Genomic DNA, 23,681 nt, shown 5'->3' on the forward strand with positions numbered 1-23,681 from the left:
CGCCGAGCCCGGCGAGCAAGGTGGCGGCGCCGGCCAGCATGACCGGGCGGGCGCCGAGCCGGTCGAGCACCCGCGGCAGCGACAGCGCGACGAGCATGGTGCCGAAACCGTTGGCGGCCAACAGCATCGCGACGCCGGACTGGGTTCCGCCGAGCGTGTCGCGCACGTAGTTGACGGTGTTGACCATGATCACCGAGCCCGCCGCGGCGACCACGAGGTTCAGGCCGAGCAGCCCGCGCAGCCGCGGCGTGGCGGCGAAGATGCGCAGGCCCACCGCGATTCGTTCGCCGAACGTGCCCTCGGCCGCGGCGGCGGCGCTGGGAATGCGGGTGCCGACGACCAGGGCGGCCGAGACGGCGAAGCCGATCGCCGTGCCGACGAACAACCAGTGGAAGCTCAGCACCGTCAACGCGGCGGCGGCGAGCATGGGGCTCAGCAGGGTCTCCATGGTGGCCGCCAACTGCGCGGCCGAAAGCGCCCTGGTGTATTCCCGCTCGTCCGGGAGGATATCGGGAATGATGGCCTGATAGGTGGGAGTGTATGCGGCCGAGGCGGTTTGCAGCACGGCGATCAGCAGGTAGACGTGCCACACCTGGCCGATGAACGGCAGCGCCAGCACCACGGCGGCGCGAATCAGGTGCAGCGACACCAGGAATCCGCGGCGCGGAAAGCGGTCGGCGTAGGCGGCCACGATCGGCGCCACCGTGACATAGACGAGCATCTTGATGGTCAGGGCGGTGCCGAGCACGGCGGCCGCCGCGGCACCGGCGAGCTCGTAGGCGAGCAAACCCAGTGCGACGGTGGTCAATCCGGTGCCGAACAGGCCGGTCACCTGAGCGGCGAACAGTCGAAGGTAGTCACGGTGGCGGAACAGCGACACCATGTCGGGCGTGGAACGCATGGGTAGACACTTCCTCTGCGATGAACGATGGCGGGTCACGGACGCGGCGACAGTGGCAATCGCACACGGGGTCTCCTTTCCGGCAACGACGTAATACGTTTTCGCTCAGCGTTTTTCGGCGATCAGGCGTTAACCGTGGGCAGCGTGAAAGCGGCCGTGCGGACGACGTCGCCGTGCTTGAAATCCAGGAACAGGCGGTAGGTCCCCGGCCCGGGAACCACGGTGTGGAAAGTGACGTCCGGACCGGGCGCGGTCACCCCGTCGCCGGGCTCACCGTTCGGGTGCACGTGCACGTAGGCCAGATCGCCCGCCCGGAGGATCACCAGGTGTCCATAGGCGGCCAGGTAGGGCTGCAGGTCGGTGATTGGCTCGCCGTCCTTGCGGACGGTCAGCGTGAGCAGGCGGCCTTCGCCGGCCACCAGCTCACCGCCGAGGGTGACCTCGTACCCGTCCACGGTGGCCGTCCGCGCGGGCTGCGGCGTCGGCTGCGGAGCGTAGTCGCCGGGGATGGCGAAATCGGCTCCGAGCGTGATTGTTTGACCCAATGCGCGGGGCGCGATGTCGGTGAAGGCGCGGTAGGCCCCGGCCTCGGGCAGCGCCAGCTTCACCCGCCACGTCCCGTCCTCGGTGAGCTCCGGGTGCACGTGCCAGAAGCCGGTCAGCTCCCGCCGCACCACGATCAGGTGCAGATCGCGATCGTGGATGCTGTCGTACTCGGTGACCGGCGCGCCCTCCGGGCCGAGAATCCGGAAGCGGAAGTCGATCTCGCCCGCGTCCACGATCTGCTCGGCGAGCTCCAATGTGTAACCGTCCCTGGTGATCTGGAGTCCGCCCGGCACGTCGCCATGGGCCGGGGCCGCGTGGTGCGCGTGTCCGGCGTGACCCGCGTGCTGGGCATGCGCGTCGTGCTGGGCGTGGTGGGCATGCGCGGCATGCTCGTCGTGGTGCTGGGTGTGGGTCTGCGTGGTCATCGTTGCGGCCTCTCTGATCTTGCTTCGTTCGACACCGAGAAATTTAATACCCCCCGGGGGTATTGGCAAGTCCGGCCGCTGTGATGCGCGTCGCTTCCCGCAGCACCTTTACCCCGCGCACGGCGCGCAGCTCACCCAGCAGCGCCGAGCTGACCGTCACCGGGTAGTCGTCGACCGCCAGCACGGTGCGCCGGTCGCGGTAGCACAGCACCAGGCGCACCGGTGTTCCGCCGCGATGCGACCGCAGGGCCGACCTCAACTCCTGCACGCTCTCGCGATCGGTGGACTCGGCCGCGATCTCCAGCAGCAGCGGATCCGCCTGCTCACCGCGTTCCACGAAGCCGAGGTCGAGCCGCACGAGATGCGCGCCGAACACGCTCCGGGCTGGCCACGGCCCATGCCGCGAGAAGGGCTGGTCAGAACCTTGACAACGCGACTTAGTAAGTGGAAACTTACGGTTCGTAGACACTTACCAAGCAGGAGATGAATGGGGTGCGCTCGCGGATCGGATGCGGCGCACGATCGTGGAGCGCCTGGCCGAGCGGCCGCAGGCGGTCGGTGAACTCGCACGCGAGTTGCCGATCAGCAGGCCCGCCGTGTCGCAGCATTTGAAGGTGCTCAAGGACGCGGGGCTGGTGCTGGACCGGGCCGTCGGGACACGCCGGATCTACCAGTTGAATCCGGACGGCATGGGTGCCCTGCGCGCCCAGCTCGACCGGTTCTGGAGCCGCGCTCTCGCAACGTATCAACAAGTGGTAGAGGAAGATTCGGAGAAATCATGACGCAGACCGAAGTGGAGCCGGTGCGGCTGACCATCGTCGTCGACGCACCGATCGAGCGCGCGTTCACGCTGTTCACCACGCGCTTCGACGCGATAAAGCCGCGCGAGCACAACCTGTTGAGCGCCCCGATCGCCGAGACGGTGTTCGAGCCGCGGGTCGGCGGGCACATCTACGACCGCGGCGAGGATGGCAGCGAGTGCCGGTGGGCACGTGTGCTCGTCTACGAGCCGCCGAGCCGGGTGGTGTTCAGCTGGGATATCAACGGGCGCTGGGAAATCGAGAGTGATCCGGGCAAAACTAGTGAGGTCGAGGTGCGGTTCGTCGCCGACGGCGCCGACCGCACGCGGGTGGAGCTCGAGCATCGTCACCTCGAGCGTCACGGGGACGGGTGGGAGGCCGTCCGCGCCGGCGTGGACAGTGAGGGTGGCTGGCCGCACTACCTGCGGCGCTATGTCGACGTGGTCGATCAGGACGGTTGAGGAGGCTTGGCCCCGCCGGGCGAATGAGTGGTTTCGTTCGGTCGGGTCCTGTCGTGATGGTCCGACGGCGGGGGTTTCTGCCGAGTTGATGCCGCCCATGCATGCCGGACGCTGGGCTGTGCTGAGCGCGCCTGCGGCCCGGAGAGCATATGCCGGCGGCTGCACGACCCCCGCCGGGTCTACGTAACGATGCCTGCGCGGCCGGCGCGCCGGAACCCATTGGCGGACAGGTATTCCCCGAGCGGTGCCTGGCGGTCCGCAGCGAATGTATCAGGGGGATGGTTCTTTTCATCACGGATTGTCGCGCGGTGCGGTGAGGGGTCCGAAGACCCGGCAGTCACCTGATTCCCGCGCGGCACCGAGGGTGGTTTCGGCGTCAATGCCGCAGGTCCAGGCGTGTTAACAATTGTAAACCGCCCGAGAACCCACTGTTTCCAAACAATCACACGGGCGGTCTCCAAACATGCGTATCGCACGCTGTTTCGGCTCGGTCGGTTGCCGACCGCAGGTTGGACCATTGCGCGGGAGGTCGAACGGCCTGCGCTCGATGACCGTCAGATTGCCGCGATCTCACAACGCACAACGAGCCGGGTGGGGGTGTGAGCGAATTGTTTGGACGCGCGTCCCAGCGTCCTTACAGTCTGAGCATCCAGCCCGTTTGTACAGCTCGAAGGGGGCGTCGTGGCATATCGACCGACCGACTCACCATCCGCCGACGCCGGCGACGCACTTTTACGATGGGGCAAGTATTTCCACCGCGGCGAGATCTCGGCCGACCAGCGGACCCTGCACAAGATCGGCGGGCGCGGCGCGGACGAGTTCTACCGGGACCGGTGGTCGCACGACAAGGTGGTCCGGTCGACCCACGGGGTGAACTGCACGGGTTCGTGTTCGTGGAAGATCTATGTCAAGGATGGTGTGATCACGTGGGAGTCGCAGCAGACTGATTATCCGTCGGTGGGTGCGGATAAGCCGGAGTACGAGCCGCGGGGGTGTCCGCGTGGGGCGTCGTTCTCCTGGTACACGTATTCGCCTGCGCGCGTGCGGTATCCGTACGTGCGGGGTGTGCTGCTGGAGCTGTACCGGGAGGCGAAGTCCCGGCTCAAGGATCCGGTGCTCGCCTGGGGTGAGATCGTCGAGGATGCCGCGAAGGCCGAGCGGTACAAGTCTTCTCGTGGTAAGGGCGGTTTTGTGCGGGCCGAGTGGTGGGAGGCGGCTGAGATCGCCGCTGCCGCACATGTTTACACGATCAAGCGGTATGGCCCCGATCGGGTGGCGGGGTTCTCGCCGATTCCGGCGATGTCGATGGTGAGCCATGCTGTGGGTGCGCGGTTCATCTCGTTGCTGGGTGGGTCGATGTTGTCGTTTTATGACTGGTATGCGGATTTGCCGGTGGCTTCGCCGCAGGTGTTCGGTGATCAGACCGATGTGCCGGAGTCGGCGGATTGGTTCGATGCTGGATACCTGATCATGTGGGGTTCCAACGTGCCGGTCACCCGAACCCCTGACGCGCACTACATGACCGAGGCTCGCTATCGGGGGCAGAAAGTCGTGGTGGTGTCGCCCGACTACGCGGATAACACGAAGTTCGCTGATGAGTGGGTGGCCGCGCGGCCGGGAACCGATGCGGCACTGGCGATGTCGATGGGTCATGTGGTGCTGCGTGAGTTCTTCGTCGAACGGCAGGTGCCTCGTTTCCTCGATTATGTGAAGCGCTACACCGACCTCCCGTTCCTGATCACCCTCGATGAGCGTGACGGCGACTACGTGCCGGGCAAGTTCCTCACCGCCGCGGACCTGGCCGCGTCCGATCCGGCCGCCGCGGCGACCGAGGGCGACGAGTTTCGCACGGTGCTGCTGGATTCGGCCGGAAATCCAGTGGCGCCCAACGGGTCTCTCGGCGACCGGTTCGGCGCCTCGGGTACCGGCCGGTGGAATCTGGACCTGGCGGACGTCGATCCGCTGCTGACGCTGCACGGCCGCACCAATGACGCTGCGGCCGTGCGGTTTCCTCGCTTCGATACCGATGTGCCCGGCGTGGTGACGCGGGGTGTGCCGACGACTGTGGTTGCGGGCAAACGGGTTACCACCGTGTTCGACCTGCTGCTGGCGCAGTACGGTGTCGGCCGCGACGGGCTGCCCGGCGACTGGCCGACGGGGTATGACGACGCGTCCGAGCCATATACCCCTGCTTGGCAGGAAGCCATCACCGGTGTGCCCGCCGCGCAGGCGACCCGGATCGCGCGTGAGTTCGCCGACAACGCCGATCGATCGGGTGGTCGCTCGATGATCCTGATGGGCGCGGGCACCAACCACTGGTTCCACTCCGACCAGATCTACCGCGCGTTCTTCACGCTGACACTGCTCACCGGCTGCCAAGGCGTAAACGGCGGCGGATGGGCACATTACGTCGGGCAGGAGAAGTGTCGACCGGTAACCGGTTGGTCCACACTGGCTTTCGCGTCGGATTGGCAGCGGCCGCCGCGCCAGATGCAGGGCACCGTGTTCTGGTATCTGACCAACGACCAGTGGCGCTACGACCCGTTCACCGCCCAGACCTTCGCCTCACCCCTGGGCGAGGGGAGGTTCGCCGGCCGCACCGCCGCGGACAATATCGCGCTGGCGAGCAGGCTGGGCTGGATGCCGACCTATCCGACGTTCGACCGCAACCCCTTGGATCTGGCGGACGAGGCGGAGCGGGCAGGCAAGACCGCACCGGAGCACGTGGTGGACGAATTGAAGTCCGGCGACTTGCGATTCGCGTGTGAAGACCCGGATGCGCCGGAGAACTTCCCGCGGTGCCTGACGGTGTGGCGTGCCAATCTGCTGGGTTCCTCGGGCAAGGGCAACGAGTACTTCCACAAGCACCTCTTGGGTGCGGACTCCAATCTGCAGACCACCGATGCGACCGGTGTGCGGCCGCAGGAGTTGGTGTGGCGGGATCAGGCGCCGAGCGGGAAGCTGGATCTACTGCTGTCGCTGGATTTTCGGATGACCAGCACCACGCTGTTCTCCGATATCGTGCTGCCGGCGGCCACCTGGTACGAGAAGCACGACTTGTCCTCGACGGACATGCACCCGTTCGTGCACGCCTTCTCCCCGGCGATCTCGCCGCCGTGGGAGGCCAAGACCGACTTCGACGCGTTCCACCGAATCGCGCGCGGCTTCTCCTGGATGGCCGAGAAGCACCTCGGCGTGCGCAAAGACGTCGTCGCGGTGCCGCTGCAACACGACTCGCCCGACGCCATGGCGCAGGCGGGCGGGCGCGTGCTGGATTGGAAAACCGGTGAGTGCGAGCCGATTCCGGGCAAGACCATGCCGAAACTGGTTCTGGTGGAACGGGATTACCCGAAGGTCGCGGAGAAGATGGCGGCGCTGGGGCCGCTGATCGAGACGCTGGGAGTGACGACCAAGGGCGTCACCACCTATCCCGACGAAGAGGTGAAGTACCTGGCGGGCGTCAACGGCACCGTGGTTTCCGGTGTGGCTCAGGGGCGTCCGTCGCTGGCCAAGGACACCCACGCCGCCGAGGCGATTCTCGCGCTCTCCGGCACGACCAACGGCAGGCTTGCCGTACAAGGGTTCGAGGCGCTCGAGCGGCGCACGGGCACCGAGTTGGCGGACCTGGCCGCTGAGCATGAGGGCAAGCGAATAACCTTCGCGGACACCCAAGCTCGGCCCGTGCCGGTGATCACTTCACCGGAGTGGTCGGGGAGTGAGACCGGTGGGCGGCGGTATTCACCGTTCACGATCAATACCGAGCGGCTGAAGCCCTGGCACACCTTGACCGGGCGGCAGCATTTCTACCTCGATCACGACTGGATGATCGAACTCGGTGAGCAGCTGCCGATCTTCCGGCCGCCGCTGGACATGACCGCGTTGTTCAGTGAACCCGACGTCGGCGCGGTGACCGACAAAGGCGTGACCGTGCGTTATCTGACGCCGCATTCCAAGTGGTCGATCCACTCCGCGTATCAGGACAACCTGCACATGCTGACGCTCTCGCGTGGTGGGCAGTCGATCTGGATGTCGGACAAGGATGCCGCGAAAATTGGTGTGGCTGACAATGATTGGATCGAGGCGGTCAATCGTAACGGTGTGGTGGTGGCGCGGGCGATCGTGTCGCATCGGATGCCTGAGGGCACGGTGTTCATGTATCACGCTCAGGATCGTGCGGTGGATGTGCCTCGTATCGAGGACCGGCCGGAGGTCAATGACGCGCGGGGTAAGCGGGGCGGTATTCATAACGCGTTGACGCGGATCATGATCAAGCCGTCGCATCTGATCGGTGGGTACGCCCAGCAGTCGTTCGCGTTGAACTATCACGGTCCGACGGGGAATCAGCGTGATGAGGTCACCACTATTCGTCGTCGATCGCAGGAAGTGGAGTACTGAGATGCGTGTGATGGCGCAGCTGGCCATGGTGATGAATCTGGACAAGTGTATCGGTTGTCATACCTGCAGTGTCACGTGTAAGCAGGCGTGGACCAATCGTGGTGGTACCGAGTACATGTGGTTCAACAACGTGGAAACCCGCCCGGGACAAGGCTATCCACGCCAGTACCAGGATCAGGAGAAGTGGAAGGGCGGCTGGCAGCTCAACCGCCGGGGCAAGCTGACCCTCAAATCCGGCTCGCGAATGAAGCGGCTGCTCAACATCTTCGCGAATCCGGACCTGCCGACGGTCGAGGACTACTACGAGCCGTGGAGCTACGACTACGACAACCTGCTGTCGTCTCCCGCCATGGACACCACCCCGGTCGCGCGCCCGAAATCGCTGATCACCGGCGAGGACACGAAGATCACCTGGGGTGCCAACTGGGATGACGACCTCGGCTCCGGACCCGAGCAGGTGGGCAAGGATCCTTTGCTGTCACGGCTTTCGGACCAGGTGAAACTCGAGTTCGAGCAGACCTTCATGTTCTATCTGCCTCGGATCTGTGAGCACTGCCTCAATCCGTCGTGTGCCGCCTCATGTCCCTCCGGCGCGATCTACAAGCGTGCCGAGGACGGCATTGTGCTCGTCGATCAGGACAAGTGCCGTGGTTGGCGGCAGTGTGTGACGGGGTGTCCGTACAAGAAGATCTACTTCAACCACAAGACGGGCAAAGCGGAGAAGTGCACGTTCTGCTACCCGCGGGTCGAGGTCGGCATCCCCACGGTGTGTTCGGAAACCTGCGTCGGCCGGCTGCGCTACATCGGCGTCATGCTCTACGACGCCGACAAGGTGCTCGAGGCGGCCTCGGTCACCGAGGACAAGGACCTGTACCCCGCACAGCTGGGCGTCTTCCTCAACCCGCACGACCCGCGCGTCGTCGCCGAGGCCGAGCGCGCCGGCATCTCGCCGGAATGGATTCAGGCGGCGCAGGATTCGCCGATCTACAAGTTGATTGTCGACTATCAGATCGCGTTGCCGTTGCATCCGGAGTATCGGACGATGCCGATGGTCTGGTACGTGCCGCCGCTGTCGCCGGTCGTGGACGTGTTGAGCGAGACCGGCCACGACGGCGAGGACGCGCGAAACCTGTTCGGCGCCATCGACGCCCTCCGGATTCCGGTCGAGTATCTCGCGGAGTTGTTCACCGCGGGCGACGTCGGTCCCGTGCGGGCCGCGTTGCAGCGGTTGGCCGGGATGCGGGCGTTCATGCGCTCGGTGAACCTCGGCGAGGAACCGGATCCGGCGATCGCCCCGTCGGTGCGGTTGGCGCCCGAGGAGATCGAGGCGATGTATCGGCTGCTCGCCATCGCGAAATACGAACACCGGTACGTGATTCCGTCCGGGGCGGGTTCGGAGGCGCATCAGCTGGACGCGCTGGCGACCGGATGCAGCCTCGACAACGACGGCGGGCCGGGCATGACGGCGTTCGACACCATGGCGGAGAAGTTCCACCTCACCGACACCAATGGTGCTGCGCCGGAGGAGAAGTCGAGCCGGGTCAATCTGCTCGACTGGGACGGCAAGAGCACCGCCGGATTGCTGCCGACGGCCACCAACGGTGCGAGCGAGACCAACGGAGCGGCGAGAGACGGTGCCGCGTCGAACGGAAGCGACGGCGCCGCGTCCCTCGTCGTCCCGACCGGAGCGCCACAGTGAGCGCGCGCGTCGCGTCGAGTGAGGGTCCGTCATGGCGCTGCTGAAGGTACGGCGCAGGCCCGAGCCCGCGGTGCCGATGGCCGAGCGCGACCGCCGCCTGGTGTGGCGCATGGCCGCGCTGCTGCTCGACTATCCAGGCGACGAGCTGCTCGCCTTGACGGACGAGATGAACATGGCGGCAAGGGAATTGCCGTCGCCGGTACAGGGCCACCTCATCGAGTTCCTCGCCTATTTCCGGACCGGCGCGCCGCTGGATCTGGCGGCGAAGTACGTCGAGACCTTCGACATGCGCCGACGATCCAGCATGCACCTCACCTTCTACGCCTACGGCGACACCCGCAAGCGGGGGATGGCGTTGCTCCGGTTCAAGCACGCCTACCGGCACGCGGGCGTCGAACTCGGCGACGCGGAGCTGCCCGACCACCTGCCGGTGCTGCTGGAGTTCGCCGCGACGATCGACCCGATCGGCGGCGAGCGACTACTCGGCGAGCACGTCCCGGTGCTCGAGCTGCTCCGGCTCTCGTTGGCCGACAGCGGTTCTCCGTACGCCGCGGTGCTCGCGGCCGTGGTCGCCACCCTGCCGCCGCCGACCACGGCGGACCGGCGGCGCATAGCCGAGCTGGCCGCGCAGGGCCCACCGGAGGAAGAGGTCGGGCTCGAGCCGTTCGCCATGGACCCAACGACTTTCGCGCAAGGAGAAGGCCGCCGATGACCAGCACACTATGGTTGACCCTGCCGTACGTGGCTTTCACCTCGTTCGTCCTCGGCCATCTGTGGCGCTACCGGAACGACCAATTCGGCTGGACCACACGCTCTTCCCAGATCTACGAGAGTCGTCTGCTCCGCCTGGGCAGCCCGCTGTTCCACCTCGGCATGCTCGGGGTGATCGCCGGCCACGTCCTGGGCATCCTGATACCGGAATCCTGGACCGCCGCGATCGGCCTCTCCGAGCACATGTACCACCTGGTGGCGGTCTCGGCGGGGTCCGTGGCCGGCGCGGCCGTGCTCGCCGGAGTCGGCATCCTGCTCTACCGCCGGGTCACCATCCCCGCGGTGCGCAAGGCCACCAGCCGCAACGACAAACTGATGTACACCCTGCTGGCGGCCGCCTTGCTCACCGGCCTGCTGAACACCTGGGGCAGCAACCTCGTCTGGGGCACCTACAACTACCGTGAAACCGTGTCCCCTTGGTTCCGAAGCCTTTTCACGCTGCACCCGGAACCGGACCTGATGGTCGGCACGCCCTGGACCTTCCAGGCGCACGGCCTGATCGTGCTCACCCTGATCGGCCTGTGGCCCTACACCCGCCTGGTCCACATGTTCAGCGCCCCCCTCGGCTACCTCACCCGCCCCTACATCGTCTACCGCCGCAAGCAATCCAACGCCCCCGACACCCGCCGTTACGCCCGCGCCTGGGACGCCCCCGTCACCCCGGAACGCTGGCGCTGAATTCACTGCCAACGTGCGACCCGAAGTTCGGGAGAGCGGCTCGAACCAGGCTGGCTGGGCGTCGTAGAAGGCCCGAGTCGAAAGAGCCTGAAACGGGCCGAGTCGGCAGGCTCGCACCTGCCGACTCGTGACCCTCTGCACCGCAGTGCGTTTCGTGGAGGCTAGCGGGTACTGCCCGCGGCGGCCTCGGCTTCCAGTACGAAGGTCTCCGCCTCGACCACCACGTCGGGCTCCGGCGCGGAGCGGGGGCGGCGCAGGAAGACCGCCCAAACCAGCAGGGCACAGGCGACATAGAAGGCCATGAACACCCAGAACGCGGTGGTCGCCGACTTGGTGGCGGCGTAAGAGGAGCGCAGCATCAGGTTGATGCCGACACCGCCGAGCGCCCCGATCGCGCCGACGAAGCCGATGAGCGCGCCGCCGGTATTGCGCGCCCACGCCGCCTGGTCGGCGCGAGAAACGGCCAGGCTCTTGGACTTCGCCTCGAACACCGACGGGATGATCTTGGTAACCGACCCGTTGCCGATCCCGGACAGGATGAACAGGGCGATGAAGCCGCCGACCAGGATCGCCATCGCCGCGCCGCTCGGCACGCCGCCGTTGCGATCGCCCAGCGTGCTCGCCACCACCACGAGCACCGCGGCCGCCATCATCGCGCCGAAGACGTACATGGTCACCTTGCCGCCGCCGATCCGGTCGGCCAGCTTGCCGCCGTACGGCCGGGCCAGCGAGCCGAGCAGCGGCCCGATGAACGCGATCTGCGCGGCGTGCAACGCGGCCTGCGCGGCACTGTCGCCGCCGGCCTTGAAACTGATCTGCAACACCTGGCCGAAGGCGAAGCTGTAGCCGATGAACGAGCCGAACGTGCCGATGTACAGGAACGCGATCGCCCAGGACTGCGGCACCTTCAGCGCCGCGAGCATGTCCGACAGGTCGGCCCGCTGGTTGCGCAGGTTGTCCATGTACAGGGCGGCGCCGAGAGCGGCGAGCGCCACCAGCACCAGATAGATCGCGCAGATCAACGAGGCGTAACCGTTGCCGAGGGTCGCGATGATGAGCAGTCCGAGCAATTGGATGGCCGGAACTCCGATATTGCCGCCGCCCGCGTTGAGGCCGAGCGCCCAGCCCTTGAGCCGCTGCGGATAGAACGCGTTGATATTCGTCATCGAGGAGGCGAAATTACCGCCGCCGACGCCCGCGAAAGCGGCGACCACGAGGAATGTCGTATACGACGTGCCCGGCTGATTGATGAAATACAGGGTGAGCAACGCCGGGATCAGCAGCAGGAACGCGCTGAATACGGTCCAGTTGCGGCCGCCGAATTTCGCGGTGGCCACGGTGTAGGGGATGCGCAGGATCGCCCCGACCAGGGTCGGCACGGCGACCAGGAAGAACTTGCCCGCCGGGTCGATGCCGTAGGTCTCGGTCGGCATGAACAACACCATGACCGACCAGATCGACCACACCGAGAAACCCACGTGTTCGGCGAAGACCGACCAGATCAGATTCCGTTTGGCGATGTCCTTTCCCCCGGCTTCCCAGGCCGCGATATCTTCGGCATCCCAGTGCTCGATGTCGCGGTTACGCGTCAGCATGCTCAACTCAGGCCTCCCATAATCGGTTGGCTCCAACGTAGGCAGCGGGTATTGCCGACATGATTCGCGAAATGACCGGGAGGTCAACGGTTGCTCACGAGTTCCGCCGATAATGCGTGATGCGCCGCACGGGTCGTAGACTTCTGCTGTGAGTGATATCGCGGACTTCACCCGGCTGATCGCCGGCGATCACGGCCTCTGTGTCGTCTCCACCACGCGGGCCGACGGCACCGTCCAGTCCTCGCTCGTCAACGCGGGGGTGTCGACGCATCCGCAGACCGGTGAACCGGTGGTGGGCATGGTGATTCGCGGCGGCACCCGCAAACTGGACTACCTCCGGGCGCGGCCGCGCATGACGGCGGTCGTGCGCGTCGGGTGGGCGTGGGCCGCCGCCGAGGGTCCGGTGTGGATCGTCGGCCCCGACGACCCGGTGCCCGGCATCGACGCCGAACGGCTGCGGAAGCTGCTGCGCGAGGTGTTCACCGCGGCCGGCGGCACGCACGACGACTGGGACGAGTACGACCGGGTCATGGCCGAGGAGCGCCGCGCTGTCGTGCTGATCACCCCGGATCGCGTCTACGGCAACGGTTGAGCGCGAGTTCCCCAGCGGCCCAGGCTACTCGGGCGGGATCAAGGAGATCGTGAACTCCTGGTCCGCGGCACCCGAACAGCGGCCCTGCACGATCTCGGCGCCATCGACGGTGTCCTGATCGCGCAGGGCCAGGCACTGTCCGGTCGCGACCGGACGGATGCGGAAGTGGGCCGCGGCGGGTGGGCCGATCGGCTCGATGCGGAACTGCTGGGCCGGATTTCGGTCCGAGCAGGCGTCCTGGGGCTCGAGCAGGTTGCGGCCGGGGCCCTCCATCAGGAGGGTGAGGCAGCCGATTCCGTACTTCGGATGGTGCCAATGGATCTGCGCCGTCGCCGCGCCGATCGGCTCGAGGTAAATGCGCGGGAAAACGGCCTCGGCACAGAGTCTTTGGGTGGCGACGGCGGTGGGGTACCGGTATGTGCGGTCGTGGCCTTCGGTGACGCATAACTCCGGTGTGCGTGCGGGGTGGATGCGCACCCAACTGCCGATGGCCGGAACCGCCAGTCCCGGTATGGGATTCCCGTCATCGGTGGACTCCTGGCTTTGTGTCATGGCCACGACGGACTGCGCACCCAGTGTCGCGGCGACGCCGACTGCCCCCGCGGCGACCACGCCGAGCAGGTAACGCCATCGTCGGAGAATGGACTGCCGGAGGGTATACTCCGTTTCTACATCCTGGCCCCGCGCGTCGAGTGAAACAGATTCCGCGGCAGCGGGTTTGCCGAACAACGGCAAGCGTCGGCGCACGGGTGCAGGCGTCGTCCGGGGCGCCGATTCGCGTTCCGCTTCGTCCCGCAGTTCCATGAGCCGCTGGGGATCGACGTCGCAGGCTCGCGCGATCGCCGTCACGGCCTCCCGGGTGGGCAACAGCTTGCCGTTGATGTAGCGCTCCAGGGTCGACCTGCTGTACGACGTGCGCGATTGCAGGTGGGTGAAGCTGTGGCCGGCTTTCTGCTTGATCCCGCGCAACTCGGCGGCCAATCGCTGAATGGCCGGCGTCGCGGGGTCGTCGGCGTCCCGTTTCACACCCTTCATTTCAGCACGTCCCATGGGACGCGAAAGCCCTTTCCGGGACGCCCGTACCCGAGGAAGGTCGACTACTGGTCGGGCTTCGACCCGATCGGTCAGGAGGGTGGACATGGACACAGCGCCGGGGAGGCTCGGGAGCCGGAAGGGTCGCCATGCAGTACTTCGTCATCGCGTCCCGCGCCCTGATCGGCGTGATCTTCCTGGTTGCCTTGGTGCACAAGGTGGTGCGGCGGCCGCGGTGCGCGGCGTTCGTGGATTCGGCGGGTGTCATGCGGTTGGGCCCGACGCCGTTAGCGGGGTCGGCGGCGGGCACCGTGGTCGCCGCGGAAGGCACGATCTGCGTGCTGCTCGCCGTGCCGGCCGACGCCGCGGTCGCGGCCGGATTCGCCGTCGCCGCATGGCTGTTGAGCGCGTACGCGGTGGGGATCGGTCACACGATCCGGCGCGGCGCCACGACCTCGGGCCGGCGCTCCGGGCCCTCCGCCGCCGCACTCGGCTCCCGCCATATCGGACGCAACGCGCTGCTGATCGCCGTCTCGATGGGCGGCGAACTGGCGGTACTGGCGCGGCCACCGGCGGCGACGGCGGCCGGGACGGCCATGGCGACCTGCGCCGGGCTCGTCGCGGGCGTGCTGGTGATAGTCATGGACGATCTCGCCGCACTGTTCGGCGCGACCACCATCGACTCGACGCGGCGGTAACCGCCGCTACTCCGGGTGGACCACCATGACCGGGCAATGGGCGTGCTGCACAAGCCAATTGGTGGTCGAGCCGAGCAGGAGGTCGCGGAAGCCGCCGCGGCCGCGGTTGCCGACCACGATCAGCTGTGCGGATTTCGACCAGTCCTGCAGGCAGGTTCGGGGTCCGGCGGGGTAGATGCGGCGGGCCACAGCGACATTCGGGTACTTCGCCTGCCAGCCCGCGAGTCGCTCGGCGAGCAGGGCGTGCTCGGTCGTCTCCAGGTGGGCGAGGGGGAGGTCGAGGTAGGGCATCGAGGCGTAGGCGCCGACGGACAGGTCGCTCCACGCGTGCACGGCGATCAGTTGCACGGCACGCTCGGCCGCCTCGCTGAACGCCGCGGCTATCGCGGACTCGCCCACCTGGCTGCCGTCGACGCCGAGCACGACCGGCCTGCGGTCGGGCAGGTCCGGCTCGCCCTCCCGCACCACCACGATGGACCCTTCGCCGTGCCGCGTCACCGCGAGCAGGGTCGAGCCGAGGTGGGCGAACGCGCCGACGCCGGGCGTGGCGCCGAGGACGACGAGGTGGGCGGTCCTCGACAGCGCGATCAGCAACTCGGCCGGATTCGCCTCGGACAGTTCGGTGTCGACGCCCAACTCGGGCGCGGTCTCGATCGCCAGTCGATGTGCCTGTGCGAGAACGTGTTCGCCGTGGGCGCGCATCTTCTCGGTCACCGCGGGCACCATCACGTCATAGCAGCCGAATGTCGCACGGGTCGCGGCCAGATTCAGGCCGTGCACGATGAGCAGCTTGCGGCCGCGCTGGGCGGCGGTGGCGGCGGCCCAGCGGACGGCCCGGTCGGCGGCGGCCGAACCGTCGGCGCCCACCACCACGGCGGCGATGGCCAGGCGGTGCACGTCCGCGCGGCGGAGAGCTGTCATGTCGTGGGCCCCTTCGGTTTTCGCTGTATCCGGTCGACTCGACCGTAGAAACCACCGGGGCCGCGGCACTGCTGGCTTTGGTCACCGGAAAAGGGGCCCAAAGGCTCGGGCGGGTTCAGGGCAGCGGCGCGGACCAGCGCAGGACGGTGCCGCCGGTGGGGCCGTTCGCCACGCTGAAGGCGCCGCCCGCCTCCTCGGCCCTGGCCGCGAGATTGGCCAGTCCGCTGCGGCGCGCGATGTCGGCGGGCACGCCGCGGCCGTCGTCGATCACCTCGATGCTGACGTCGTCCCGGATCTTCAGCTCGATCGAGACGGTGGTGGCCCCGGCGTGGCGCACCACGTTGCTCACCGCCTCGCGCAGCACCGCCTCGACGTCGTCGGACAGCGGGGGCGCGAGCACCGTCACCGGGCCGGCGAGACGCACATTGGTGCGCAGGCCGCTGTCGGCGGTCATCTCGGTGATGATGCCGTGCAGGTGTTTTCGATACTTCGAGGAGTCGGCGGTGGTGTCGCTCTGCAGATCGAAGATCGAGTGGCGGATGTCCTGCACGATGGACTGGATGTCGTCGATGGTGTCCACCAGCCGCGCCTTGACCTCGGGGACCTGCGCCCGCTGCATCGTGCCCTGCAACGAGAGCCCGACCGCGAACAATCGCTGGATGACGTGGTCGTGCAGCCCGCGCGCGATGCGGTCGCGGTCGGAGAGCACGTCGAGTTCGCGCATGCGGCGCTGGTTGTCGGCGAGTTGCAGGGCGAGGGCGGCCTGGTCGGCGATGGCGGACATCATCGACTGCGCCGCGGCGTCCAGCGGCGCGGCGCCGGCCGGACGCAGGGTGGTGAGCACGCCGATCACCGAGCGCCCGACCCGCAGCGGAAGCACCAGCGCCGGGCCCATTTTCGCGGTGGACTCGGGAAAAACGTTGTAGGACAACTGGTCCACCGAGAGCAGAGTGCCGGACCGGAAGACCGCGCCGGAGTGGGAGTCGCCCACCGGAATTCGCTGCCCGGTGATGGCCGCCGCGTCGACGCCGGCCGCCACGACGATCACCAGCTCGGTCGTGTCGTCGTAGGGCAGCTCGGGATCCTCGGGCAGCGCGACGAAGGTGCACGTCGATTCGGTGAGCGAGAGCGCCCGCCGGGCCACCAGCTCCAGGACCTCGTTGGGTTCGCCGCCGGCGAGCAGCTCGGTGGCGACGTCGCGGGTGGCCTCCAGCCACTGCTGGCGGATGGTGGACTGCTCGTAGAGTCGCGCGTTCTCGATGGCGATGCCCGCGGCGGCGGCCAGCGCCTGCACGACCACCTCGTCGTCCTCGGTGAACTCGAGCCCGCTCGCCTTCTCGGTGAGGTACAGATTGCCGAACACCTCGTCGCGGACCTGCACCGGCACGCCGAGGAAGGTGCTCATGGGCGGGTGGTGCGCGGGGAAGCCCACCGAGGCCGGGTGATCCGAGAGATTGCTCAGCCGAATGGGTTTCGGCTGCTCGATCAGCACGCCGAGCACTCCGTGGCCGCGCGGCAGGTCGCCGATGAGCACCCGGGTGCGGTCATCGATGCCCTCGTAGACGAACTCGGCGAGCTGCGAGCTCGACTTGTCGCTCTCGCGGACGCCGAGCGCGCCGTATCCGGCGTCGACCAGCTCGATCGCGGTGTGCACGATGGTGCGCAGCGTGTTGTCCAGATCCAGGCCCGCGGTGACGACCAGCATCGCCTCCATCAACCGGTCCATGCGGTCGCGGACGTCGACGATCTGGGCGATCCGGTCCTGCACCTCGGCCAAGAGCTCCCGCAGCCGCAGCTGGGACAGCGTCTCGGTCACGGGCGTGCGCTTGCCCCCCGGTCGGGACGGCTGGCTCTCCATGCGGGCATTCTCCCAGATCACGCGGGCGGAACCGCCGAGGCGACCTACCCCCGCGGGTTGAGTTTGGAGGCGATCACCGCGGCCTGGGTGCGTCGCTCGACGCCCAGTTTCGTCAGCAATCGCGAGACGTAGTTCTTGACCGTCTTCTCGGCCAGGAACATGCGGGCGGCGATCTGCCGGTTGGTCAGCCCCTCGCCGAGCAGCGCGAGCAGGGTGCGCTCCTGGTCGGTGAGGGTCGCCAGCGGCCCGGACTTCGCCTCGGCCTCCGACCGTAGCTTGGCCATGAGCGCGGCGGCCGCCCGGCTGTCGAGCAGGGACTTGCCAGCGCCGACCGCGCGGATGGCCTCGATGAGCTCGAGGCTCTTGATGTCCTTGACGACGTAGCCGCTCGCGCCCGCCAGGATGGCGTTGAGCATGGCCTGCTCGTCGGTGAACGAGGTCAGGATCAGGCAGCGTAGCTCGGGGTGCGCGGACAGCAGCTCGCGGCACAGTTCGATGCCGTTGCCGTCCGGTAGCCGGACGTCGAGCACGACCACCTGGGGGCGCAGGGCCGGAATACGGGCCATGGCCTGGGAGACGCTGTCCGCCTCGCCGATGACCTCGAGGTCGGGTTCGAGGTCGATGAGGTCGCTCACGCCGCGCCGCACGATCTCGTGGTCGTCGACCAGGAACACGGTGATCATGCGGCGCACCTCTCTGTACGGGGACGTTGTCAGCCTACGGAACCGGCGGGTGACCCTGATCGGCGTTGGGCCCTGGATCGGTGACCGAAGTCCATTGACAGCGTGCGGCGGGCGCGTCCCGTGATCGAACTCGCCCCGCTCGAGGGTGCCGAAGTCCCTCGGGCATGTGCCCTCGTGCTCTAAATCCCGGGCGGCCTCGCTGGCAGCCTTGTCCGGGGGCACTCGGAGGACTACATGCAGCAGGTTCTACCCGACGGCGACGCCATCGAAACGGCGCTCGCGCTCGCGGTGCCGGCGCCGTCGATCCGCAACACCCAGCCGTGGCGCTGGCGGATCGGTGATGGTGCCGTCCACCTTTTCCTCGACCCGGAGCGGGCGACGACCTCGGCCGAGCGGGACGCGGTGCTGAGTTGCGGTGCGGCACTGCATCATCTGCGGGTCGCGTTCGCGGCGCTGGGCTGGTCGGCCGTCGTGCGCAGGCTGCCGGATCCGGCGGACCCGGGTCACCTGGCCGCCGTCGAACTCGTGCGGCATCGGCCGACAAAGCTGGATGCCGCACTGAGCGCGGCGATTTCGTGTCGGCAGTCCGATCGCAGGCCGTTCGCGTCGTCGCCGATCCAGTCCGGTTACGTCACCCTGGCGACGGAGCGGGCCGGGGGGCTCGGCGCGGTCGTGCGGCTGGCCACCGGTCCCGCGCGGGATCGGTTGATCGAGGCCGCGTGGCTCGCGATGGGTCGGCCTGCCGAGCCTCGCGACCGGGTGGACGAAGCCGAGCTGCTGGTGGTGGGCACGGCCGCCGATGATCGGCTTTCTCGGCTGCGCGCGGGGGAGGCGATGAGCGCGGTGCTGCTCACCGCCGCCAATGTCGGCCTGGCCACCTGTCCGCTCACCGAAACGCTCGAGAGCGCGCGGGCGCGGCGAAAGTTGTTGGGCTACACCGCGAATCCGCAGGTGATCATCCGGATCGGGCGAGCACTCGACGTCGCGGAACCGTTGCCGTTCACGTCGCGAAGGGGGGTGGACGATGTGCTGGAGACGCGGGCGTGCGAGGAAGGGGCCTATCGTTGACGGGTACGGGTCGACGCGGCGTTACTTTCGATGTTCGATGAATACGTCGGTGAGCGGCCGCCTCGGCGTTCGTGGCGGTTCGATGTCGTCGGGGGCGGCGCCGATGCGCAACAGCACCTGCGGGACCGCGGCGTGCGGCAGTAAGCCGGTGAGAAGCGCTCGGCCGCTGGGTAATTCGGTGATGTGAGTGAGGGCGCAGGTGGACAGTCGCGCGGCGGTGCATTCCAGCAGCACGGCCGAGAGTGCCTCGCCGGTGCGCAACCACTGCGGCGCCGACTCTCCGGTCGAGCTGAGCAGCACCAGGCGTGCCCGGTCCGCTGTCTCGCCGCGGCGATCCGAATGGTGAACGGAGGGAAAGGCGCGCCCGACGCCGACGCGGGCGAACTCGGCGTCGGAGACCATGGAGGTCGGGGGAATTCCCTCGGTCATATCGGAATGCCCTGCCCACCAGTGTAATTCGGCCTGGTACTGCATGTCGTATCGGCGCAGTGCGGCGGCCCGCTCGGAGGCCGTCGCCAGCTTCTCGCGGGCGGCTTCGCCGAGCACGTCCAGCTCGATATCGTGGGGGGACACCAGTTTTCGCAGTGCGTGCACCAGGTCCGTCCATCCCGTCGGCTCGCGCATCGGGAGGCGATCGGTGTAGCGGCGGTGGATCGCGCCGGTGCGGGCGAGGATTCCGGGGGGCGGATCCGGCCAGGGCCGAAATGTGATGGCGGCCAGGTGTTGTGGGTTGGCCGGGTCGGGCAGGCGGACGGTGTCGGTGTGCCAGCCGGCGGCGGCGAAGGCGGTGCGCGCGTGATGCAGCACCGCCCCGCAGCTGATCACCATCTGACGTCCGAGCGGGTCGGTGGCGAGCAGGTGACGGTCGGTGTCGCCGTAGAGGTCGAGCCGGGCGCCGTCGAACTCCCAGCGCCAGGGCTGCGAGTTGTGCACCGACGGCGCGCGGCAGGCCAGGCGCATCGCGGCCAGCACCGTGGCGTGGTCCGGCGCGGTAGGTGCTTCTCGGGTGGTCATGACACCAAGGGTGTCGCGGCGCACCGTGTCGCCGATATGGCCTTTACGCCGCTTTCGCCGGGACTTTGGGCTCTCGCGTACAGCCATTCGCGCAGCGCACCGGCGCGACACGCCTGCGCGGTCCTCGGCGGGTCCCCACTCGGGAGGACCTTCGGCTCTGTCCGCACCCTCGCGAACTCGGAATATTGGCCGGGGTTCCCGGGGGCCGAGGTCGGCCCCTCGCCAGAGAAGAGGTGGATGAACGTTGTCTCGCGATCTGACCCAATCCGAGCTGCTGGCCGAGCTGGAACCCGCCGCGGAGACCTGCGTGCATCGGCACCTGGCGATGTCCAAGGACTGGCAGCCGCACGACTATGTGCCGTGGGACGAGGGCCGCAACTTCGCCATGCTCGACGGAGTCGATTGGGACCCGGCGCAATCCAGGTTGAGCGAGGTCGCCAAGGCGGCGATGGTGACGAACCTGCTCACCGAGGACAATCTGCCCTCCTACCACCGTGAGATCGCGGAGAACTTCTCCCGCGACGGCGCCTGGGGCACCTGGGTCGGGCGCTGGACCGCCGAGGAGATGCGCCACAGCGTCGTGATCCGCGACTACCTGGTGGTGACCCGCGGCGTGGATCCGGTCGCCCTGGAGCAGGCGCGCATGATCCACATGACGAACGGATTCTCCTCGGGCGCAACCGAAGCCGATGTGCACAGCGGCGCCGGATTCCTGCACTCGGTCGCCTACGTCAGCTTCCAGGAGCTCGCGACGCGGGTCACCCACCGCAACACCGGGCGCGTCTGCGACGACCCGATCGCCGACCGGATGCTCCAGCGCATCGCCGCCGACGAGAACCTGCACATGATCTTCTACCGCACCATGTGCGGCACGGCGCTGGACCTCGTGCCGGACCAGGCGATCGAGGCGATCGCCCGCATAGTGCAGAACTTCCAGATGCCCGGCGCGGGCATGCCGAATTTCCGCCGCCACGGTGTGCTGATGGCCAAACACGGCGTCTACGATCTGCGCCAGCACCTCGAAGAGGTGCTCAATCCCGTCCTGCGCCAGTGGAATGTCTTCGGACGCACCGACTTCAGCGCACGCGGCGAACAAGTCCGCGAACGCCTCGCCGCCTACCTGTCCGACCTCGAGCTGATACGAATCCCCCGCTTCGAAGAGCAACGCGATCGCGCCCTGGCCCGCGAACGGGCCCGAGCCTCGGCGCAGTGACGGCTCGAATTGTCTGATGCCGGTGGGATGCTCGACCGCATGCCGCTGTATGTCGCCAACCGCCGCCGCACGACGCTGCGCCGCGAGTTCCCGGATGCCCTGGTCATCGACGTCACCTCCAGGGCGGACGAGCCCTGGGTGCGGCTGAGCCCGTTCTATCCGCACGGCGGGATACCGGTGCCCGGGCACCCCGAGCGCACCTCGCGATCGGTCGAAGGGGTATGGCAGGCGCTGAAAGTGTTTGCCACAGAACAGGAAGACTTCGCCAAGCTCGACATTGCCACGATGAAGGGCATCAAGCGAACCGTTCGCCGGCTCGGGGCGCCATTGGGCCACCGCCTCGACGGGACATTGCTCGACTACGAGCAGGCGCGGCGGCTGATCTACCTGCCGACGTATCGATGGGTGCTCGAGAATCGTGTCCCCGAACTCGTTGCGGAGCTTCGGAAACTCAGCGCTGACCGCGATGTGGTGCTGCTCGACTACACGACCAATGGTGACGTGGCCGACCTGTCGTCGCCCTTGTCGCACGCCGCGCTAGTCGTACAGTGGGTAGAAGGCCGCCGGTGGTGAAACCGGCGGCAGGGCAGGGCTACCCGCGCACGTGGAGGCCGAAGCCTGTGCGGCCCACGGGCTCCAGTCCCTCCTTCAGGTTCAGCGACGGGATCTCGTAGTCACCGAAGTTCTGTCGGCGGAAGGGGATCGGGTCGGTCGATTCCAGGGTGAGCAGGCGCTGCTCCCAGGCTTTGGCGGCATCCGCGTAATCCTCGTCGGTTATGCGGTCGATGCCGTACAGCACGAACGGCGGCAGTACCTCGATGCCGGGGTAGTAGAGGATGCCGTGCTGGATCGGGAACAGGAGATCGTCGATGGGGCCGTTGATTCCGCGCGCGGTGTAGTGCCGCTCGGGGCCGCCCGCGGTCACCGACAGCAGCGCCCGCCTGCCCGCGAGGGTGCCCTCGCCGTAGCGTTCGCCGTACTTGGTGGCGCTGTGCTCGCCGACGCCGTAGGCGAAGCGGTAGGTGAACACGCGGTCCACCCAGCCCTTGAGGATCGCGGGCATCGTGTACCACCAGAGCGGGAACTGGAAGATGATCGTGTCGGCCCACAGCAGCTTCTCCTGCTCGGCGCGCACGTCCGGGGTGAGCGCCCCCGCCTCGAACGCCCGGCCCGAGTCCAGGGCGACGTTCAGTGGTTTCGAGGCGTGCGGGCCGTAGTCCGCCGCGTCCGCGGCCGCCTTCCAGTTCATCGCGTACAGATCGCTCACCCGCACCTCGTGCCCCGCGCCCGTCAAGGTGGCGACCGCGAGGTCCTTCAACGAGCCGTTGAGCGACTCGGGCTCCGGGTGGGCATAGACGATCAGCGTCTTCATGAAAACTCCTTCGGATCGGGTGTTCTCGATCCTCGGCGGCGCGGGCCCCGGCGTTCAGGGACAGTTCCTCCATCGGACGGGAGTTCCTGGTAATGACAGGACCACCTTCGCCGGTGCCCGCGCGGCCATACTGGGGCCATGGATGATCTCGCCAGTTTCTTGCGCACCCGGCGTGCGCGGGTCGACCCGGCGTCGGTCGGCATCCCCACCGAGCGCTACCGGCGGGTGCAGGGGTTGCGGCGAGAAGAAATCGCGCACTTGTCCGGTGTCAGCGTGGATTACTATGTGCGGCTCGAGCAAGGGCGGGCGACTCAGCCGTCCGAGCAGGTGCTCGATGCGCTCGCGCGGGTGCTGGGGCTCGACGACACCGAGCGGGAGCATCTGGGTCGGCTCGCCGGCCAACGGCGCCGGGTGAAGACGCCGGCCGGGCGGGTGCGGCCGGAGCTGCTGCGCGTCCTCGAACTGTTCGCCGACGCGCCCGCGCTGATCATGGACCACCGTTTGGACGTGCTCGCGGGAAACCGGCTGGCCGGGCTCGTCTACGGCCGGCCGATGCGGGGCATGAACACCGCCAGGCATCTCTTTCTCGAGGAGACCGAGCACGGGCTGTACGCGGACTTCGCGGCATGCAGCCTCGACGCCGTCGGGCACCTGCGCTTGGCCGCGGGCAAATACCCCGACGACCCCCGCCTGGCCTCGCTCATCGGCGAACTCGCGATGGGCAGCGAGCGCTTCCGCCGCCTCTGGGCCCGCGCCGACGTCCGCGCCCGCACCCACGGCCCCAAGACCTTCCGGCACCCCCTCGTCGGCCTCCTGGAACTGCATCAGGAAAATTTCGCCTTACCGGACGAATCAGGCATGGAGTTGGTCCTGCTCTCCGCCACACCCGGCAGTCCGGCCGAGGACGGACTGCGCCTGCTCGCCCGGCTCGGGGCGGACAGTGCGAGCGCGGACAACGC

The 23,681-nt window shown here is 67.8% G+C and carries 21 protein-coding genes and 1 pseudogene; 12 read left to right on the top strand and 10 right to left on the bottom strand.

The features are described 5' to 3' along the window. The 3 genes from ON39_RS25555 to ON39_RS25565 form a co-directional block, all read right to left on the bottom strand. On the bottom strand, nucleotides 1-883 hold an 883-nt coding region (locus ON39_RS25555), incomplete at its 3' end, for an MFS transporter (protein ID WP_040738195.1). Between the two features lie 140 nt (nucleotides 884-1,023). Beyond that, nucleotides 1,024-1,872 (bottom strand): DUF8832 domain-containing protein, encoded by an 849-nt coding sequence (locus tag ON39_RS25560; RefSeq protein ID WP_040738176.1) that lies wholly within the window; start codon nucleotides 1,870-1,872, stop codon nucleotides 1,024-1,026. 43 nt (nucleotides 1,873-1,915) lie between these two features. Then, complete coding sequence (locus ON39_RS25565; RefSeq protein ID WP_040738177.1) at nucleotides 1,916-2,248, bottom strand: hypothetical protein; 333 nt, start codon at nucleotides 2,246-2,248, stop codon at nucleotides 1,916-1,918. An 85-nt stretch (nucleotides 2,249-2,333) separates the two neighbouring features. Here ON39_RS25565 and ON39_RS25570 point away from each other — a divergent pair. The 6 genes and pseudogenes from ON39_RS25570 to narI all read left to right on the top strand — a co-directional run. Then, nucleotides 2,334-2,654: pseudogene (locus tag ON39_RS25570) on the top strand (ArsR/SmtB family transcription factor); the annotation flags it as partial. Continuing rightward, on the top strand, nucleotides 2,651-3,133 hold the full coding sequence (locus ON39_RS25575; protein WP_051187063.1) for an SRPBCC family protein: 483 nt from the start codon (nucleotides 2,651-2,653) through the stop codon (nucleotides 3,131-3,133). The pseudogene ON39_RS25570 and the gene ON39_RS25575, both read left to right, overlap by 4 nt. Nucleotides 3,134-3,814: 681 nt before the next feature. Then, complete coding sequence (locus ON39_RS25580) at nucleotides 3,815-7,528, top strand: nitrate reductase subunit alpha (RefSeq protein WP_040738178.1); 3,714 nt, start codon at nucleotides 3,815-3,817, stop codon at nucleotides 7,526-7,528. A gap of 1 nt (nucleotide 7,529) precedes the next feature. Further along, on the top strand, nucleotides 7,530-9,227 hold the full coding sequence (narH, locus tag ON39_RS25585; protein ID WP_051187065.1) for a nitrate reductase subunit beta: 1,698 nt from the start codon (nucleotides 7,530-7,532) through the stop codon (nucleotides 9,225-9,227). Nucleotides 9,228-9,258: 31 nt separating this feature from the next. After that, on the top strand, nucleotides 9,259-9,939 hold the full coding sequence (narJ, locus tag ON39_RS25590; protein WP_040738179.1) for a nitrate reductase molybdenum cofactor assembly chaperone: 681 nt from the start codon (nucleotides 9,259-9,261) through the stop codon (nucleotides 9,937-9,939). Further along, nucleotides 9,936-10,676: a respiratory nitrate reductase subunit gamma gene (gene narI, locus ON39_RS25595; RefSeq protein WP_040738180.1), complete on the top strand. Its 741-nt coding sequence runs from the start codon at nucleotides 9,936-9,938 to the stop codon at nucleotides 10,674-10,676. The genes narJ and narI overlap by 4 nt, the downstream gene beginning before the upstream one ends. 161 nt (nucleotides 10,677-10,837) lie before the next feature. On the opposite strand, the gene ON39_RS25600 is transcribed toward narI, so the two are convergent. Continuing rightward, nucleotides 10,838-12,271, bottom strand: a complete 1,434-nt coding sequence (locus ON39_RS25600) for an MFS transporter (protein WP_051187066.1) — start codon at nucleotides 12,269-12,271, stop codon at nucleotides 10,838-10,840. Nucleotides 12,272-12,419: 148 nt separating this feature from the next. On the opposite strand from ON39_RS25600, the gene ON39_RS25605 reads away from it, so the two are divergent. Continuing rightward, entirely contained in the window at nucleotides 12,420-12,863 is a 444-nt protein-coding gene (locus ON39_RS25605; protein WP_040738182.1) for a pyridoxamine 5'-phosphate oxidase family protein, read from the top strand. Nucleotides 12,864-12,887: 24 nt separating this feature from the next. Here ON39_RS25605 and ON39_RS46130 read toward each other — a convergent pair whose 3' ends face one another. Continuing rightward, nucleotides 12,888-13,898 carry a helix-turn-helix domain-containing protein gene (locus ON39_RS46130; protein WP_051187068.1) on the bottom strand — a complete coding sequence of 337 codons (1,011 nt, stop codon included), beginning with the start codon at nucleotides 13,896-13,898 and terminating at the stop codon, nucleotides 12,888-12,890. A 146-nt stretch (nucleotides 13,899-14,044) separates the two neighbouring features. Between ON39_RS46130 and ON39_RS25615 the strand changes: the two genes are divergently transcribed. Continuing rightward, the gene (locus tag ON39_RS25615) at nucleotides 14,045-14,593 is read left to right on the top strand and encodes a MauE/DoxX family redox-associated membrane protein (protein WP_051187070.1); all 549 of its coding nucleotides are present in this window, start codon (nucleotides 14,045-14,047) and stop codon (nucleotides 14,591-14,593) included. A gap of 6 nt (nucleotides 14,594-14,599) precedes the next feature. On the opposite strand, the gene ON39_RS25620 is transcribed toward ON39_RS25615, so the two are convergent. The 3 genes from ON39_RS25620 to ON39_RS25630 form a co-directional block, all read right to left on the bottom strand. After that, nucleotides 14,600-15,514 carry a universal stress protein gene (locus tag ON39_RS25620; protein WP_040738184.1) on the bottom strand — a complete coding sequence of 305 codons (915 nt, stop codon included), beginning with the start codon at nucleotides 15,512-15,514 and terminating at the stop codon, nucleotides 14,600-14,602. 115 nt (nucleotides 15,515-15,629) lie between these two features. Continuing rightward, the gene (locus tag ON39_RS25625; RefSeq protein WP_040738185.1) at nucleotides 15,630-17,372 is read right to left on the bottom strand and encodes a GAF domain-containing sensor histidine kinase; all 1,743 of its coding nucleotides are present in this window, start codon (nucleotides 17,370-17,372) and stop codon (nucleotides 15,630-15,632) included. A 44-nt stretch (nucleotides 17,373-17,416) separates the two neighbouring features. After that, entirely contained in the window at nucleotides 17,417-18,055 is a 639-nt protein-coding gene (locus tag ON39_RS25630; RefSeq protein WP_040738207.1) for a response regulator, read from the bottom strand. A 234-nt stretch (nucleotides 18,056-18,289) separates the two neighbouring features. Between ON39_RS25630 and ON39_RS25635 the strand changes: the two genes are divergently transcribed. Next, the gene (locus ON39_RS25635; RefSeq protein ID WP_040738186.1) at nucleotides 18,290-19,123 is read left to right on the top strand and encodes a nitroreductase family protein; all 834 of its coding nucleotides are present in this window, start codon (nucleotides 18,290-18,292) and stop codon (nucleotides 19,121-19,123) included. A 21-nt stretch (nucleotides 19,124-19,144) separates the two neighbouring features. Here the strand turns inward: ON39_RS25635 and ON39_RS25640 are convergent, their stop codons facing one another. Beyond that, entirely contained in the window at nucleotides 19,145-20,137 is a 993-nt protein-coding gene (locus tag ON39_RS25640) for an Acg family FMN-binding oxidoreductase (protein ID WP_040738188.1), read from the bottom strand. Between the two features lie 244 nt (nucleotides 20,138-20,381). On the opposite strand from ON39_RS25640, the gene ON39_RS25645 reads away from it, so the two are divergent. Continuing rightward, the gene (locus ON39_RS25645; RefSeq protein ID WP_040738189.1) at nucleotides 20,382-21,350 is read left to right on the top strand and encodes an acyl-ACP desaturase; all 969 of its coding nucleotides are present in this window, start codon (nucleotides 20,382-20,384) and stop codon (nucleotides 21,348-21,350) included. 27 nt (nucleotides 21,351-21,377) lie between these two features. Continuing rightward, nucleotides 21,378-21,923 carry a DUF6939 family protein gene (locus tag ON39_RS25650; RefSeq protein WP_218006180.1) on the top strand — a complete coding sequence of 182 codons (546 nt, stop codon included), beginning with the start codon at nucleotides 21,378-21,380 and terminating at the stop codon, nucleotides 21,921-21,923. Between the two features lie 19 nt (nucleotides 21,924-21,942). On the opposite strand, the gene ON39_RS25655 is transcribed toward ON39_RS25650, so the two are convergent. Continuing rightward, entirely contained in the window at nucleotides 21,943-22,722 is a 780-nt protein-coding gene (locus tag ON39_RS25655; RefSeq protein ID WP_040738191.1) for an NAD(P)H-dependent oxidoreductase, read from the bottom strand. 138 nt (nucleotides 22,723-22,860) lie between these two features. Here ON39_RS25655 and ON39_RS25660 point away from each other — a divergent pair. Further along, nucleotides 22,861-23,681: helix-turn-helix transcriptional regulator (locus ON39_RS25660; RefSeq protein WP_040738193.1), on the top strand; the 821-nt coding region annotated here is incomplete at its 3' end.

It is taken from the genome of Nocardia tenerifensis NBRC 101015 (assembly GCF_000308715.1).
GTDB lineage: Bacteria > Actinomycetota > Actinomycetes > Mycobacteriales > Mycobacteriaceae > Nocardia > Nocardia tenerifensis.

What these genes read in the sequence shown, in the direction of transcription:
- ON39_RS25620 (WP_040738184.1), bottom strand. Translation starts at nt 15,514, where the DNA reads ATGACAGCTCTCCGCCGCGCGGACGTGCACCGCCTGGCCATCGCCGCC.
- ON39_RS25630 (WP_040738207.1), bottom strand. Translation starts at nt 18,055, where the DNA reads ATGATCACCGTGTTCCTGGTCGACGACCACGAGATCGTGCGGCGCGGC.
- ON39_RS25575 (WP_051187063.1), top strand. Translation starts at nt 2,651, where the DNA reads ATGACGCAGACCGAAGTGGAGCCGGTGCGGCTGACCATCGTCGTCGAC.
- ON39_RS25650 (WP_218006180.1), top strand. Translation starts at nt 21,378, where the DNA reads ATGCTCGACCGCATGCCGCTGTATGTCGCCAACCGCCGCCGCACGACG.
- ON39_RS25600 (WP_051187066.1), bottom strand. Translation starts at nt 12,271, where the DNA reads ATGCTGACGCGTAACCGCGACATCGAGCACTGGGATGCCGAAGATATC.
- narH (WP_051187065.1), top strand. Translation starts at nt 7,530, where the DNA reads ATGCGTGTGATGGCGCAGCTGGCCATGGTGATGAATCTGGACAAGTGT.
- ON39_RS46130 (WP_051187068.1), bottom strand. Translation starts at nt 13,898, where the DNA reads ATGAAGGGTGTGAAACGGGACGCCGACGACCCCGCGACGCCGGCCATT.
- ON39_RS25640 (WP_040738188.1), bottom strand. Translation starts at nt 20,137, where the DNA reads ATGACCACCCGAGAAGCACCTACCGCGCCGGACCACGCCACGGTGCTG.
- ON39_RS25635 (WP_040738186.1), top strand. Translation starts at nt 18,290, where the DNA reads ATGCAGCAGGTTCTACCCGACGGCGACGCCATCGAAACGGCGCTCGCG.
- ON39_RS25560 (WP_040738176.1), bottom strand. Translation starts at nt 1,872, where the DNA reads ATGACCACGCAGACCCACACCCAGCACCACGACGAGCATGCCGCGCAT.
- narJ (WP_040738179.1), top strand. Translation starts at nt 9,259, where the DNA reads ATGGCGCTGCTGAAGGTACGGCGCAGGCCCGAGCCCGCGGTGCCGATG.
- narI (WP_040738180.1), top strand. Translation starts at nt 9,936, where the DNA reads ATGACCAGCACACTATGGTTGACCCTGCCGTACGTGGCTTTCACCTCG.
- ON39_RS25655 (WP_040738191.1), bottom strand. Translation starts at nt 22,722, where the DNA reads ATGAAGACGCTGATCGTCTATGCCCACCCGGAGCCCGAGTCGCTCAAC.
- ON39_RS25615 (WP_051187070.1), top strand. Translation starts at nt 14,045, where the DNA reads ATGCAGTACTTCGTCATCGCGTCCCGCGCCCTGATCGGCGTGATCTTC.
- ON39_RS25625 (WP_040738185.1), bottom strand. Translation starts at nt 17,372, where the DNA reads ATGGAGAGCCAGCCGTCCCGACCGGGGGGCAAGCGCACGCCCGTGACC.